This window comes from Acinetobacter sp. YH12072, assembly GCF_013419565.1.
In the GTDB taxonomy this organism is placed as follows: Bacteria; Pseudomonadota; Gammaproteobacteria; order Pseudomonadales; family Moraxellaceae; genus Acinetobacter.
In genome coordinates this window covers 1-14776 of sequence record NZ_VOZV01000011.1, presented here as the reverse complement: position 1 = coordinate 14776, position 14776 = coordinate 1, and the positions used below count along the sequence as shown (strand labels likewise).

Below are 14776 nucleotides of genomic sequence, written 5' to 3'. Positions count from 1 at the left end.
TGTTGTGCTTAGCTCTGACGGTATCCGTCTCGGTGGGCCAAAAGAATGGTCTGTTGTGGTGTTGATCTGCCTGAATCCTGTTTCTGGCCCTTCCTCAATATTTGAGAGTGATCAATTGCGATGACAGCAAAACCTTCTTTCATCTTAATGGAGTAATCGACGATGCGCGCCGATATTCACCCAAAATACGAAAAACTAGTTGCTACTTGTTCATGTGGTAACGTAATCGAAACTCGTTCAGCTGTTGGTAAAGAAACTCTTTACCTAGACGTATGCTCAGCTTGCCACCCATTCTACACTGGTAAGCAAAAGAACGTTGACACTGGCGGCCGTATCGACAAGTTCAAACAACGTTTTGCTGGTATGTCACGTTCTGTTAAACGTTAATACCCAAAATGAAAAAACGGGCTTTATGCCCGTTTTTTTGTGCCTGCAATTTAGAAAATCATTTCACGTTTCTAGATTGAAAGGCGAGTACAAGACCTTAGTGGTCTTGTACATCAATCAGATGATCCAGTTTTTTCTGGAAATAATCACCCTGAATAAAGCGGGCATCGACGTTCCAGGCATTCGCAAATAAGGTCATGTCATTCAGTTCACGAATCATGATATTCACTGGTTTGATTTCATTGTACGTGGTGATTTTTTCCTGTAACTGTTCAATTTCAGCATCATTGTTCAGCATCTTGGTCAGTTTGCTATCCAGGCTCAGACCATTAATATCGAACTCACGTAGCAGGGTTTCACTATACATAGAGTGACCAAAGTTACGAATCGCAATCCGCGCGCCATGTTCACGTAAAGTACGTAGATATTTCTGCGCATCCTGCTGGTTCATCAGGATATCCTCTTCAGAGAACTGTAAAGTTAAAGGATGCTCGACTTTACTGCGAATAATGGTAATCAGTTTGGAAATAAATTCAGGGAAAGTACGGTCTTTAAATAGCACCGCACGGTTCAGGTTCACGATTAAACGGGCATCCGGATACTGGGTAATAAAGTTGTGCAACTGCTTGCTTGATTCAACCAGAATCCAACGATCCAGTTTAATAGACAATTCATCATCTTCATTAAGTTCCATCAAGGAAGAAATATCCTGCCATTTATTTTCAAAGATAAAGCCACTAGTCACCTCATACATATAGAGGTTGGTATCTTCTTTATCATAGAGCTGTTGATATTTCAGATGAATTTCACCACGTTCCAGACATTCACGCAGTGCTTTTAATACTGGAGAGGTTGTGAGTGGTACAGTGCTGACTGCCGGACTGACCGGTATGGACTCAGACGCTGGAATAACGGGTTCTGAAACCGTGAAGTCAATGCTCGGCATTGAAATCGATTCCTGAGTCGTTGCAGGAATATCCAGAACAAATTCAGACGTTTTTTGTGCTTGTGGTAAAGGAGTAGAGAAGGCCCGACCGACTAATTCATTACAATGGCTTTCATCACGCAACTCACCGTCAAGCAGGGTATAACCGATGCGTAGATTGAGCGGATAAGTTTGCTGATTCACTGTAATAAGCTGTGGTTTGGTCAATGAACCTAACCCAACAAGTTTGGATTCCAGAATGTCTTGCGCATCTGCCTGAATGATCCCCACCAGAACATCATGTTCCAGTTTAAAGAGTGGAATACGAACCTGCTCTTTTAGAAATTTCTTAACTTCATGGAAATAACCTATGTAGGTCGCCCAATCACCATTCAGGACTTGCGGCTCATACGCAGTAAAGGAGAAGGTGATCAATGCATTGGCTTTGGCCGGTTCACGATTGAGTTCACGCTTAAGTGACTGTAAGGTATTTGGCTTGTTTGCAACTTTTTCAGAAGAGGCACTCGCCTGATTAGTCGCTGTATCAATCGTGATTTGAAGTGCATCTTCTTCAGCGCTAGATGCCAGAAATTCCAGTTTTAGCGGGTTGGCAGCAGCCACATTTGGATTCGAAGAAGTAATATCAAAACGGCCTAAATCAAACTGACCCTGAGAAATCTTTTTAAAGCGGGATTTAAAATCATTTAAATCTTGCGGCTGTAATAAGTCTAAAAGTGGCAGACCGATAATATCGTCCTCGCTTTTGAGTCCAAACAATTTGAGATAATCGGCATTGGCCTGAATATGGATGCCTTCCTGAATGGTTGCGACTGCACGGTTACTATCTTCTACCAGTGATTGTGCCTGGCTTTGTGCAGTTTCCAGTTCTTCCATTAAATGGCGCTGGGCTTGCATGGTACGGCTAAAGGAAAGGGCACGCACCAGATTCAGGAAGAAGCGGTCTGGATAATCCAGATTCAGAATGTCAAAAATGCCTTTACGGATATATTGGGCATATTGTTCAGCCTGATAATCTTCCGGCTTTAACAAAAGAATAGGAAGATCAGGTTGCTGCGAAAGTTGAACCAGACTTAAGGCCTGTTCATATTTCAGATCATAAGCACGACCAAAAATAATCAGGTCCCAGTTAAAGTTTAACTGTTTTTCAAAAGATTGCAGATCATCAAGCAGAACGGCGTCGACCTGATATTCATTACTGGTTAAGAGATCACGGATTTGGTTATATCTAATTTGATTATCATCAATGATCAGTAAACGTGTTTCAGTACGTTTTAACTTTTTAGACAATAATGGATTTCTCACTTCAATGCTTCCCATAAATCGTGATTTCTAGTTTCATTCAATTGCTTATGTATAAAGTTTTCGATGACATCTTCTTCTTGATCATTTAATAATTCATAGTCGAAACGGATAAAACTTTGTGTAATGAGCTGTGCCTTGGTCAGGTAGATTCTGAGTTCTTTTTGGCCAAGTCGTAAATGAATGGTTTGTTTTTCCCTAAACATTTGTGAGCCAGAGACAATAATACTGGTTGAGACCTGATCGAGCTGGGTCATCTGTACCAGAATAGCTGGCTGATAATTGATACTGTGTTTGTCGGTACGGGCATAAACTGCGCAAGGAAACAGTTCCTGTGCCAGAATTTCCAGGCCAATTTCCAGACTTTTATCTGCTGACTGTTTGATCCAGCGAATGACTCCGCCACGCCACTGGCTTTGAGATTTTTCCTGAACCAGAATAAATTCACCAGTTTTCAGATTGGCAGGCGTGATACCTGACCATTTAATCCGGTAACCATTGACACTGATATCGAGAACTTCAGCGGTATGAATCTGTTTGGCTTCGCGATCGAGCGCCTTGATACTGCTGAATCCGCTTGGAACGGCATTATGCATTGAGCTGACAAAACTGCTTTCACTCTGGAAACCATAATTGCCTTCCAGTTCCAGCGTTTCATTAAAGTTTTTACCCTTAGACAGATAAAAATGCGCCACCGTTAAGCCAAAGCAGATATTGATCTGTGCGGAATATTCATAACGTTCATGACGGCGTTCGACATTATTCGAAAGCAGGTTATAGATATGAAAATGCAGGGCAGGTGTCAGGAACAGCTTTTCATTACGTGACAGATACTGGGCATTTTTGCTTTGCGTGCCGGTCAGGTGTTCCATCAGGTTTTGTGTCGAAATATAGAAACTTGGCTGGAAATGCTGACCCTGATGAGAATTCAGTAAAGGCGGATGATCTTTGCTGGCATCAACCACATAACGTGACAGTGTGGTTTCTTTTGGCAGAATCTGAACCAGTTTCGCCCAGTCCGCACTGCATAAATATAATCCCTGAATCTCAGCTGGGCGGATCTGATGGGTATTGAAAATATCCAGCAAAATCAGTCGTGCATAGGCTTGGGTAATATTCTGGATTTCGTGCTGGGTGCCAAGAACCTGATTGATGTTGGTCTGATAGAAATTATTTTCCATCGCACATTCAAGCAACTGATGTGCTGCCAACCACTGACCGGCGCCAGGTGTGCTATACAGCATATGCTGTTGATAGAGCAGCAGGCTTAACTGTTGCAGGCCATAGTAAATAGACACCATCCGGGCACTTTGTAGGCTTTTCTTTTTGCCCAGGGAAAATAGTGAAAACTTTTGATGATTCAGCTGATGATTACAGCGTTTGGCAATATCTATATAGATTTTGGCAAAATAGCTGCGTAACAGCATAGCCAGCTCAATAATCTGGTCATTGCGATCTGTCGTGATCAGACCCTGATTGACGAAATGTTTCTCAAGACTGGCCAAAACATTTTCAAGGGTAGGGTGCAATACCTGAATCAGGTCAAAACGCAAGGTTTCCGCACATTTCAGTTCGGAAATTTCCAGTAAAGCACTGAACAGAGACTTGGATGAATTCCCCAATTGCAGGATTGAAATTCCTGCGACCCATTCCTGCAATGCTTTGGCATTTGTGGGACAAAAACTTAGCTGTTCTATGGTGAGTTCAGCCGTTGTCTGAAAAATGTCTGCAGTATGCTTACTCATCTTTATTATTTAACTCAAAAATGTTGAAACCCCAAAAAGCGGTGTCTTATTCTTCTCGCCCGCTATTTCTCGAACTAGTTTAGGAACCAGATACCCCGGTAGGTTCGCTAAAACTTCTGTATAAATCTCATTGATGTGCTCAGCAGGTAAATCAAAATGATGCGCACCTTTTACTTTATCAAGTACATGTAAATAATAGGGCATCACGCCAGCATCAAACAAGCGATAGCTTAAATCAATCAAAACTTGAGCAGAATCATTAACCCCTTTTAATAAAACTGCCTGATTGAGTACCGTGATCTGATGCTGAACCAGCTGATTAAGCTGCTTACAGGTCAGGTCATCCAGCTCTGATGCATGGTTCGAGTGTACCACTAGAATAATACGTAGCCTACTGTTTTTTAACATGCTTAGTAGCTCTTCGTCGATCCGATTTGGGATCACAATAGGAACTCGTGAATGTATTCTTAAAAATTTGAGATGTGGTACCGATTCTAGTCGTTCAATCCAGGTTTTTAATTTTCGGTTCGATAAGGTCAGTGGATCACCGCCGCTTAGAATTACTTCATTAATATCCGACTGGCTTTCCAGATATTGTTTGATATTGATCCAGTCCTCATTTTTAGGCAGGTTTTCCTGATAGGGGAAATGGCGTCGGAAACAGTAACGACAGTGGACTGCACAGGCACCGGTCAAGGTCAGTAGAAAACGTGACTTATATTTATGTAGAACACCAGGCTGCTGGTTGGCCTGTTCTTCACCTAGGGGATCGGTGACAAATCCCGGATGGTCTTCCAGTTCCAGATGATGCGGTAACACTTGTAATAAAAGTGGATCTAAAGGATTGCCTGGCTGCATTCTGGAAACAAAAGCTCGTGGCACACGTAATTTAAAGGCTTGAGAGGCCAGAAGAGCACCAGATAACAGCTGATCTGGAGAAAGCTGTAAAATTTGCAGTAGTTCCTGTGGATCGGTAATCAGGTCGCTCAGTTGCGATTGCCAATTTGCTTCTTGATATAAATACTGTGTCATGCCGGAAGATCAAAAAAAGATGAAGGCGATAGCCAGAAGTGCGCAGTTTAGCAGTTTGTCTACAGATGGGAATGTGAAAGCTGGCTAAAATTTCTCTAAACACGATCAGTTTGCTATGGTATGCAAAAGCATAGAGACTTTTATGTGCTTGGAAGACTGGTTGTGCACCAGTATTGGAATAGCTGATGTTAAGTTAAGCAGTGTCAGCAAGTTAAAACCGATTTTTTCGTTGCGACTTGGTGTATTGCTCATTTAGAATACGCAACATTAAATGAATGTGCATGTGGCAACTCATGTTCGTGTCAGACTTGCTAAATGACATTGCAACAGCCCATAGCATCAATAGCTTAAAGTTAGTAAGTTTGGAGTGAGCCAATCATGGCCTATTATTCTACGAACGATTTCAAGTCTGGCCTGAAGGTTATGCTTGATGGTAACCCATGTTCAATCATGGAAAACGAATACGTTAAACCAGGTAAAGGCCAGGCGTTCAACCGCGTTAAATTACGTAACCTTCGCAGTGGTAAAGTTTTGGAAAAAACTTTTAAATCTGGTGATTCTCTAGAAGCTGCAGACATCGTAGAAGTAGAAATGGAATACTTGTACAACGATGGCGAAATGTGGAACTTCATGGATCCTGTAACCTTTGAACAGATCGCTGCTGATAAAACAGCAATGGGCGATGCTGCAAAATGGTTAAAAGACGATTCAAATGAAAAATGTACTATCATGTTATGGAATGGCGTACCTTTAACAGTAAGCCCACCAAACTTCGTAGTATTAAAAATCGTTGAAACTGATCCAGGCGTTCGTGGCGATACTTCTGGCGGTGGCGGTAAACCAGCGAAACTTGAAACAGGTGCAGTAGTACGTGTTCCATTATTCGTTCAGCAAGAAGAAAGCGTTCGCGTAGACACCCGTACTGGTGACTATTTAGAACGTGCATAATGGTCGGAAAATAGACTATTATCAAAGGGGATGACTAAAATCATCCCCTTTTTTTATGCCAAAGTCTTAGAGGAATTTGAAAGGAACAAGCGTAAAGTCGCAAGGGAAAACAGCAGTACCTCGAATAAAAAAATCACGCTGATTTATATGCTTCACAAAATGAGGGATTGAATGGAAACTTTACAACAGAAGTCAACCATGACTTCGAAAATCATCTGGCTCCTGGTAGCCATAGTCGGGGCAGTCTCCTTCGGGATACTTGCACTCAGTCGTGGTGAGCATGTGAATGCAGTCTGGCTGGTACTGGCCGCAGCCTGTGTGTACAGCATCGCTTACCGTTTCTACAGTTTATTTATTGCCAATAAAGTTTTTGAACTGAACGCACGCCGTTTAACACCCGCACATCGTCTGGGTGATGGTCTGGATTATGTGCCGACCAATAAAAGCGTGTTATTCGGTCACCATTTTGCCGCGATTGCCGGTGCGGGTCCTTTAGTCGGTCCTATCCTTGCAGCGCAGATGGGTTATCTGCCAGGCACGATCTGGCTACTGGTCGGTGTGGTACTGGCAGGTGCGGTACAGGACTTCCTGGTACTGTTTATTTCTACCCGTCGTGACGGCCGTTCACTGGGTGAAATGGCAAAACAGGAACTGGGTACCTTTGCTGGTATTATCGTGATGCTTGGTGCGCTGGGTGTGATGATCATCATCCTAGCAGTATTGGCGCTAGTGGTTGTCAAAGCACTGACCAATAGTCCATGGGGCGTATTCAGTATTGCAGCTACGATTCCGATCGCCATCTTCATGGGTATCTACATGCGATTTATCCGTCCGGGTAAAATTGCAGAAGTTTCGATCATTGGTTTCGTATTGATGATGCTTGGCATTATCTATGGTGAAAACGTTGCACAGCATCCATACTGGGGGCAGCTATTTACCTTAACGGGTACTGAGCTGACTTGGGCACTAATCATTTATGGTTTTATTGCATCGGTATTGCCCGTCTGGTTATTACTTGCACCACGTGACTATTTATCGACCTTCCTGAAAATTGGTGTGATTGCCGGTCTGGCGATTGGTATTCTGTTCGCGATGCCGGAAATGAAATTGCCAGCGATTACCAAATTTGTCGATGGTACAGGCCCAGTATTCGCTGGTTCAATGTTCCCATTCCTGTTTATTACCATTGCCTGCGGTGCGATTTCCGGTTTCCACGCACTGGTTTCTTCAGGTACGACACCGAAACTGGTCAACAACGAACGCGATATCCGGATAATCGGTTATGGCGGTATGTTGATGGAATCCTTTGTAGCGATCATGGCTTTGATCTGTGCCGCGATTCTTGATCCAGGTGTGTACTTCGCGATCAACTCACCAGCAGCACTACTAGGTACAACCGTAGATACTGCAGCTGAAGCAGTACGTAATCTTGGTTTTGTGGTAACGCCTGAAGCGCTGACTCTCTTGGCTCAGGAAGTAGGTGAGAACTCGATTCTGTCACGTACGGGTGGTGCACCGACTTTCGCGATTGGTATGGCGCATATCATTACTGAAATCTTTAACAGCCGTGAAATGATGGCTTTCTGGTATCACTTTGCAATTCTGTTTGAAGCTTTATTCATTTTGACAGCGGTAGATGCGGGTACTCGTGCATGTCGCTTCATGGTTCAGGATACAGTTGGTATCGTGATTCCTGCGGTAAAACAATCTCATAACTTCTTCGGTAATATGCTGGGTACAGCCGTTGCTGTGGCTGGCTGGGGTTTCTTCGTTTATCAGGGCGTTGTTGATCCATTAGGCGGTATTAACAGCTTGTGGCCACTGTTCGGTATTGGTAACCAGATTCTGGCTGCAATGGCATTGATTCTGGGTACAGTCATCCTGTTCAAGATGAAGAAAGAGAAATATGTGTGGGTAACCATTGTTCCAACCGTATTCCTGTTTATTACTTCAATGACAGCCGGTTGGCAAAAGATTTTCCATGAAAATCCAAAGATCGGTTTCTTGGCACAGGCAGAGCGTTTTAATACGGCAATTGCGAATAATGAAATTCTGGCACCAGCGAAAACCCTGGCTGAAATGCAGACTGTCGCAATGTCGAACCAGATCAACGCAGCACTTTGTGGTTTCTTTATGATCGTAGCGTTTGTAATGCTATTTGCTGCGATTGGCGTGATCCGTCGTGCCCTGGCGAGCCCTGTACCAACTGTAAATGAAGCCGAAGCAGTATATCGCGATCCTGAAGAAATTCAGCCTGCAAAAGGACATTAAGGAGCAGCGCATGAACTTGAAGTTTGCTAAAGGTGGAAAAGCGGTTATCTATAAAATCATCAAGATGACCGTGATGTCACAAAAAGACTTAATCCTGAACCCGAAAAACTGGTCACGGATTGCAACGTTGTGGCAGCGTTTACAGCAGAGTTTCCGCCTGATGGTGGGTGTGCCGGATTATCAGACCTATCTGGCGCATATGAAAAAGCACCATCCTGATCTGGAAGCGATGGACCCTAAAACATTTTATCGTCACTGTGTAGATTCGCGTTATCCATCTGCCGGTGGAGATATGAAGAAATGTCCATGCTAATAGATGAATAAAATGAGCGCCTTTCGGGGCGCTTTTTTATGGGCAAATTTTAGGATTCAAACAAGATAAAACAAAATTATGATCTATTTTGACATTGGGAATTTAAATTTTTAAAAGTCTTTACCTTTTAGGTATAAAATCAAATCTCAAAGGTTTTTAATAGCCTGTTATTTCTAATAAATATGCCAATCAAAATGTAATTTTTCTAAACTTTAATCTTAAAGCTTCAATTGGCTCTTATAGGAAATTTAATCATATAAAATTTCTAAAATTCCTAATTTATTCTGCAGAAATAAAGTCGGCAGATGACTGATCTTTGGGGAATTTTAAAAAACAGTGTATGTTAATCCTACAGCATGTTTTATTAGGGAAAATATTGTGATCTGGGGCATGAAACAAAAAGAAAAGCTGGATATTGCGCACAACAATGATGAGCTTGAACAGAAGCTGGCTGATTATGCACCCAAGATTCAAAAATTTTTCCAAGAAATTAATGCCATTGTTCTGGATAAACATGCACAGACCAGATTAGCCCTATGCTGTCTGATTGCAGGCGGGCATGTCTTGTTTGAAGATTTACCCGGTTTGGGCAAGACAACATTGGCAAGCAGCCTAGCCCATCTCGCAGGACTGAAATTTCAGCGAATTCAGTTTACCAATGACATGCTGGCCAGTGATGTGATCGGTATCAATATGTTTAACCAGAAAGAACATCAATTCGAGTTTAAGCAGGGGCCTATTTTTACCCAGATTTTGCTGGCAGATGAAATTAACCGTTCCAGTCCCAAAACTCAGAGTGCCTTGCTGGAGGCGATGGAAGAAGGCTATGCCACTGTCGATGGGATACGTTATGCTTTGCCTAAGCCATTCTGGGTAATCGCGACCCAGAACCCCTTATTTCAAAGTGGCACTTATGCCTTGCCTGAATCTCAGCTAGACCGCTTTTTAATGCGTCTGTCTTTAGGTTATCCATCCCGTCATGCTGAAAAACTGTTATTACAGCAAGAATCCCGTTTTGCCTTGATCGCTAGCTTGGCACATGTATTTACTGAAAATGAAGTGCTGGAATTACAGCAGTTAACCCAGCAGATTTTTATCAGTGAAGCGGTTCAGGAATATATGCTAGATCTTGCGGAAGAAACCCGTAAGAAACGCCAAGGCTTATCAACACGAGGTTTGCTGGCGCTTAAACGTGCAGCACAGGCGAATGCCATTATTCAGCAACGTAGCTTTGTAACTCCGGACGATGTACAAGCCGTTTTTGTGGCAGTCGCCGCCCATCGTCTGGGGCTGAGCGATGCAGAAACATTAAATGTGATGCAACAGGTCGCAGTCAGTTAAAGGAGTCCGCTCTTGGATAAAACCTGGCAAAACTGGCTGGCGAAACGCTTTCAATTTTCACAGCAAAAACGACTTTCTCAAAAGGATGTACTGGTCTTTATTTATCAGCAGGGTTATCTGTATCTGGTTTTGATTTTTATCACCTTTATTGCTGGCGTGAACTATGCCAATAACCTGATCTTAGGCTTCTGTTTTCTGATTAGTGCAGTGCTATGTGTTAGCTTCTATCTGACCTTTAAACAGTTGCATGATCTAGATATCGAAATGGTTGCTGAAGACGTTGGGCAGGTGGGTCATGCGCTTAATCTATATTTTTATTTTCAGCAAGCGACAGCCCGGCCGCGTTATCTGTATATTAAGGCCGGCAATCAGCTGGAGAAAGTTTATCTGAGTGAACAGAAACAGCATTGGGTGCTGCCATTTTATGCTGAACGTCGCGGTAAATTTGAGTATCCGGTGATTCAGATCTATTCGGTTTATCCCTTTGGCCTGGTACGAGCCTGGACCTATCTTTATCATCATCAGTTTGCTTGGGTGGCACCTAAAGCTCAAAACAATACTTCGGAAAACAAGATTTATCAGAATAGCTTTGAACCGGATATGGATGAGTTCCGTGAATTACGAAATTATCAATCTGGAGACTCATTGCAGGCGGTTTCCTGGAAACAGTTTGCACGTGGGCAAGGCTTGTATGTCAAAGTCTTTGAACAGTATCAGGATGAACATAGCTTTGAGATTCATTATGAACACATGCCTAGCCAGTCGCATGAGGAGAAACTGGGCTTGATGATGGGACTGATTGAGCAATGTGAGCAGCAGCAATGTGCATATGCACTGCATTTACCTCAGGCAGAATTGCCGCAGGGAGCAGGTGAAGAACAGTTACGTAAGGCCAAACAATTATTGGCTCAGGCATAACGGGTGAATCTATGATTGATGGAAAAATCCGAATTTCGATCGTCTTGACCCTAGGCTTGATCATCCTTGCCCAAGTAGCTTTCATCCCGGTGCTGCTCAGCATTATCTTTGTCATTAGCTTACTGTGTATCTGGATTTTTCTTAAACGGCAAAAGCCATTTCCTAAAATAGGAACTTTTCTTCTCACGGCCTTAGCATTAGGTAGTATTTATCTTAGCCACCAAAGTTTTATAGGAGTGGAGGCAGGTGTTGCAGTTCTTTCCACTTTTTTATTTGCCAAATCACTGGAAACGAAAAACCGGCGGGATCTGATTATTCTGTTTAATTTTGCGCTTTTTGTTGCGGCCAGTTCATTTCTATATAGCCAATCTTTTGGCATGGCTGTTGTGATTATTCTATGCTTATTAAGCTGTCTAATTGGCTTATACCGGATTCAGACCAGTGAGTTTCAGCAGAGTCAGCAATCACCACGTATAGCCTTACAGCAAGATGCCAAATATGTCGGCAGATTTGTGCTTTATGCTCTGCCGTTTTTTATTTTGTTATTCATTTTCTTTCCGCGTTTGCCACCGCTTTGGCATATCCCAATTCCAGAAAATAAAGGTATAACCGGAATCGGTGACAGTATGTCACCGGGCGATATTGCTGAATTATCTCAATCTAATGCTCTAGCTTTCAGGATTATTGGTGATGTGAGTAAACTGCCGCCACGTTCAGAGTTGTATTGGCGGGCATTGGTGCTAGATGAATATGATGGACAGCGCTGGACCAGTAGCTTTATTAATCAGCAGCCTTTAATCCGTCAGCCTGGAGAAGTTGTTCCAGTATCCACATCAGGGTGGAATTACCAATATCTGGCTGCTGATCCTTCTGTGTTCTGGGTGATGGGCCTGGAAAAATCGATGCCTTTGGAACGCCGTTATTATAACCGTCAGGATTGGAGTATCGTACCAAGGCGTTTAACCCAAAGGGTAGAACCGATTCATCTGCAGTGGCTAGGTAGTCAAAATACTGAAAGTATTTTACCGGCGCAATTTGTTCAGCGACTGAATACCCAGACTCAAGCCCATTTGGATACTCAGGCACAACAGTTGGCACAGCGTTTATATCTACAAAGTGAGGAGGATCCACGACGTTATATCCGAACAGTCTTAAACTGGTATCAGCAAAATCATTTTGTATATACCCTGAAACCGGGCGTACTCGGTAAAAACCGGATTGATGAATTTCTGTTTAAATTTCGGCAGGGTTTTTGTGAACACTATGCTTCCAGTTTCGTGATGCTGATGCGATATGTTGGAATTCCGGCACGTGTGGTCACAGGTTATCAAGGCGGACAATTGGCGCCCGATGGGAAAAGTTGGGAAGTTCGTCAGTTGGATGCTCATGCCTGGACAGAAGTCTGGATTGACCAAAGATGGCAGCGTTTTGATCCTACCGCAATGGTAGCCCCGCAACGTATTGATGATGGAATGCAAAATTTAATCTCGCAAGATGAGCGAGTATGGGCAAGTAATTCTGGCTGGACATCACACCGTAATATATGGCTGACCAAACTAAGAGTCTGGAGTGATTATGCAAGTTACCAATGGCAAAGTAAGGTCGTAGGCTATAATGCCGAATCACAGCAGGGCTGGTTAGCGAAACTGGGCCTAAGTTCAGTCTATTCCAGCGTAATTATTTTAATATCTGGTATTGGCATACTCGTACTGCTTTATATTTTAAAAATCTATTTTAAAAATCGGCAGTTACAGTCACCTTTTGAACATTCTATTCAGCAGTTTAATCAGTCTTTGAAAAAAAAATTAAAAAGACAACCCGCAGAGACTTTTCATCAGTGGATGTTACGGCTATCTCAGCAAGTTCAGGATAAAGATCAGTCTGTATTCTTTGAAGCAATTAAACTATTTGAAAAATCAATTTATTCAGGCAGGGAATTCTCAGACCAAGATCTGAAACAATTCAAAGATTTGCTTAAAACTTGTACGTATATATTGAAAATTAAATGAAAAGACTTGTTTTGAGATCGAAAAATTTATAATATGCCAAGCATTCTAGGTGTATAGCTCAGTTGGTTAGAGCGCTACGTTGACATCGTAGAGGTCTCCAGTTCGAGTCTGGATATACCTACCAGGATTCAAAAACTAATGTTATAAGGGTTTTAAGCGAAAACAGTAGCTTAAAACCCTTTTTTTATACCTACAATAAAAAGTATCTTTATCCGCGTTATCCTTTAAATCGCTGCTTTTTACCGATTATACAGGGCAGAGTAAAACTTGAAGTGCGACATAAACCACCTAATTAATTTAAAGGGTTTATGGAGTATATAAAATTGTCATACCATCATCTTAACTTTGAAGATCGTACTGCATTAATGCTTGAGTCAAGAAAAGAAGGCTTTTCAGCCAGAAAATTTGCTGAACTCATTAAAAGACATCCTAGTACGATCTATCGTGAGCTTAAAAAGAAATAGCATCAATGACGTTTATCAAGCTCAATATGCTTCTGATAACACCTTCGCTAGACGTAGACGCGGTCACAGAAAACTCAAAATCGACTCAATTCTCTGGAGATTTATTGTTGAAGCGATCCGTTGTTTATGGTCTCCTCAGCAAATAGCAAAGCGTTTAAAGACATTTCCTGATTTGGATCAAACAATGAATGTAAGCCATACAACGATTTATTCAACTATACGAGCATTACCAAAGGGTGAGTTGAAAAAAGACTTATTATCCTGTCTGCGTCATGAAAATAAAAAGCGAAAAGCTAACGGTGAACCTAAAAAAGATTCTATATTACAGGATATTAAAACTATTCATGAGCGCCCAGCCGAAGTTCAAGAAAGAAAAATACCGGGCCATTGGGAAGCCGATTTAATTAAAGGTAAAGACAATAAAAGTTCGATAGCAACACTTATTGAACGAAATACACGGCTCTGTATCTTGGCAACATTACCTGATGCAAAGGCAGAATCAGTGCGCAAGGCTTTAACTGAAGCTCTGAAATATTTACCTGCAGAACTACGTAAAACGTTGACCTATGACCGTGGACGTGAGATGTCAGAACATAAAATCCTCGAAGAAGATTTAGGCATAGATGTATATTTCTGTGACCCACATTCGCCATGGCAGAAAGGTACATGCGAAAATATGAATGGTTTAATTAGGCAATATTTACCTAAAGGGATTGATTTAAATCAGGCAGATCAGCATTATTTAAATCAAGTCGCCATGTCACTGAATACTCGTCCTAGAAAAGCGTTAGATTGGCTTACACCATTAGAGAAATTTGCTCAGCTTGTTGATTATCATAAGGCTTTTGAAACTGTCGCACCTCATGTTTGAATTCGCCCAGCTTAATTTACGTCAAGGTTACGACAAGAATTTTGGAAAGTACGTCATGAAATTAACTGAGCCAAGAATAAGAAAGTACATTGAATCTTTTGATAAGGCGGATTCAAGCGGCAAGTGCAACAGTATAAAAACCAGCCATAACTTCACTCGGTGTATACCAACCTAGTGTTTTTCTAGGACGATGGTTGAGTGCAAATTCTATCTGCTCTATTTGTTCGTTTGA

Annotated in this window: 10 protein-coding genes, 1 tRNA gene and 2 pseudogenes; 9 read left to right on the top strand and 4 right to left on the bottom strand. The window is 42.1% G+C overall.

Translation table 11 applies throughout. The features are described 5' to 3' along the window. Nucleotides 1–162 precede the first annotated feature (162 nt). Entirely contained in the window at nucleotides 163–387 is a 225-nt protein-coding gene (rpmE, locus tag FTU19_RS06455) for a 50S ribosomal protein L31 (protein ID WP_004782616.1), read from the top strand. Between the two features lie 97 nt (nucleotides 388–484). Here rpmE and FTU19_RS06450 read toward each other — a convergent pair whose 3' ends face one another. From FTU19_RS06450 to epmB, 3 genes are read right to left on the bottom strand one after another with little or no spacing between them, the layout of a single operon-like run. Further along, nucleotides 485–2650, bottom strand: coding sequence for an EAL domain-containing protein (locus FTU19_RS06450; RefSeq protein ID WP_180130450.1), 2166 nt, complete (start codon nucleotides 2648–2650; stop codon nucleotides 485–487). Beyond that, nucleotides 2632–4377 (bottom strand): GTPase, encoded by a 1746-nt coding sequence (locus FTU19_RS06445; protein WP_179992265.1) that lies wholly within the window; start codon nucleotides 4375–4377, stop codon nucleotides 2632–2634. The genes FTU19_RS06450 and FTU19_RS06445 overlap by 19 nt, the downstream gene beginning before the upstream one ends. Nucleotides 4378–4386: 9 nt before the next feature. After that, complete coding sequence (epmB, locus tag FTU19_RS06440) at nucleotides 4387–5409, bottom strand: EF-P beta-lysylation protein EpmB (RefSeq protein ID WP_180130448.1); 1023 nt, start codon at nucleotides 5407–5409, stop codon at nucleotides 4387–4389. Nucleotides 5410–5787: 378 nt separating this feature from the next. Between epmB and efp the strand changes: the two genes are divergently transcribed. The 8 genes and pseudogenes from efp to FTU19_RS06400 all read left to right on the top strand — a co-directional run bounded on the left by efp (nucleotide 5788) and on the right by FTU19_RS06400 (nucleotide 14544). Further along, entirely contained in the window at nucleotides 5788–6357 is a 570-nt protein-coding gene (gene efp, locus FTU19_RS06435; protein ID WP_004782608.1) for an elongation factor P, read from the top strand. A gap of 171 nt (nucleotides 6358–6528) precedes the next feature. Beyond that, nucleotides 6529–8628, top strand: a complete 2100-nt coding sequence (locus FTU19_RS06430) for a carbon starvation CstA family protein (RefSeq protein WP_034702078.1) — start codon at nucleotides 6529–6531, stop codon at nucleotides 8626–8628. Nucleotides 8629–8638: 10 nt separating this feature from the next. Next, the gene (locus FTU19_RS06425; protein WP_004782606.1) at nucleotides 8639–8941 is read left to right on the top strand and encodes a YbdD/YjiX family protein; all 303 of its coding nucleotides are present in this window, start codon (nucleotides 8639–8641) and stop codon (nucleotides 8939–8941) included. A 390-nt stretch (nucleotides 8942–9331) separates the two neighbouring features. After that, the gene (locus FTU19_RS06420) at nucleotides 9332–10282 is read left to right on the top strand and encodes a MoxR family ATPase (RefSeq protein ID WP_125278423.1); all 951 of its coding nucleotides are present in this window, start codon (nucleotides 9332–9334) and stop codon (nucleotides 10280–10282) included. Nucleotides 10283–10294: 12 nt separating this feature from the next. Further along, complete coding sequence (locus FTU19_RS06415) at nucleotides 10295–11200, top strand: DUF58 domain-containing protein (protein WP_180053570.1); 906 nt, start codon at nucleotides 10295–10297, stop codon at nucleotides 11198–11200. Between the two features lie 11 nt (nucleotides 11201–11211). After that, nucleotides 11212–13209, top strand: a complete 1998-nt coding sequence (locus FTU19_RS06410) for a DUF3488 and transglutaminase-like domain-containing protein (protein WP_180130447.1) — start codon at nucleotides 11212–11214, stop codon at nucleotides 13207–13209. 47 nt (nucleotides 13210–13256) lie between these two features. Further along, nucleotides 13257–13333, top strand: a tRNA-Val gene (locus tag FTU19_RS06405). A gap of 241 nt (nucleotides 13334–13574) precedes the next feature. Further along, nucleotides 13575–14544: pseudogene (locus FTU19_RS06400) on the top strand (IS30 family transposase). A gap of 112 nt (nucleotides 14545–14656) precedes the next feature. Here FTU19_RS06400 and FTU19_RS06395 read toward each other — a convergent pair. Continuing rightward, nucleotides 14657–14776 (bottom strand): annotated as a pseudogene (locus tag FTU19_RS06395) (IS30 family transposase); the annotation flags it as partial.

What these genes read in the sequence shown, in the direction of transcription:
- FTU19_RS06410 (WP_180130447.1), top strand. Translation starts at nt 11,212, where the DNA reads ATGATTGATGGAAAAATCCGAATTTCGATCGTCTTGACCCTAGGCTTG.
- rpmE (WP_004782616.1), top strand. Translation starts at nt 163, where the DNA reads ATGCGCGCCGATATTCACCCAAAATACGAAAAACTAGTTGCTACTTGT.
- FTU19_RS06450 (WP_180130450.1), bottom strand. Translation starts at nt 2,650, where the DNA reads ATGGGAAGCATTGAAGTGAGAAATCCATTATTGTCTAAAAAGTTAAAA.
- FTU19_RS06425 (WP_004782606.1), top strand. Translation starts at nt 8,639, where the DNA reads ATGAACTTGAAGTTTGCTAAAGGTGGAAAAGCGGTTATCTATAAAATC.
- efp (WP_004782608.1), top strand. Translation starts at nt 5,788, where the DNA reads ATGGCCTATTATTCTACGAACGATTTCAAGTCTGGCCTGAAGGTTATG.
- FTU19_RS06430 (WP_034702078.1), top strand. Translation starts at nt 6,529, where the DNA reads ATGGAAACTTTACAACAGAAGTCAACCATGACTTCGAAAATCATCTGG.
- FTU19_RS06445 (WP_179992265.1), bottom strand. Translation starts at nt 4,377, where the DNA reads ATGAGTAAGCATACTGCAGACATTTTTCAGACAACGGCTGAACTCACC.
- epmB (WP_180130448.1), bottom strand. Translation starts at nt 5,409, where the DNA reads ATGACACAGTATTTATATCAAGAAGCAAATTGGCAATCGCAACTGAGC.
- FTU19_RS06420 (WP_125278423.1), top strand. Translation starts at nt 9,332, where the DNA reads ATGAAACAAAAAGAAAAGCTGGATATTGCGCACAACAATGATGAGCTT.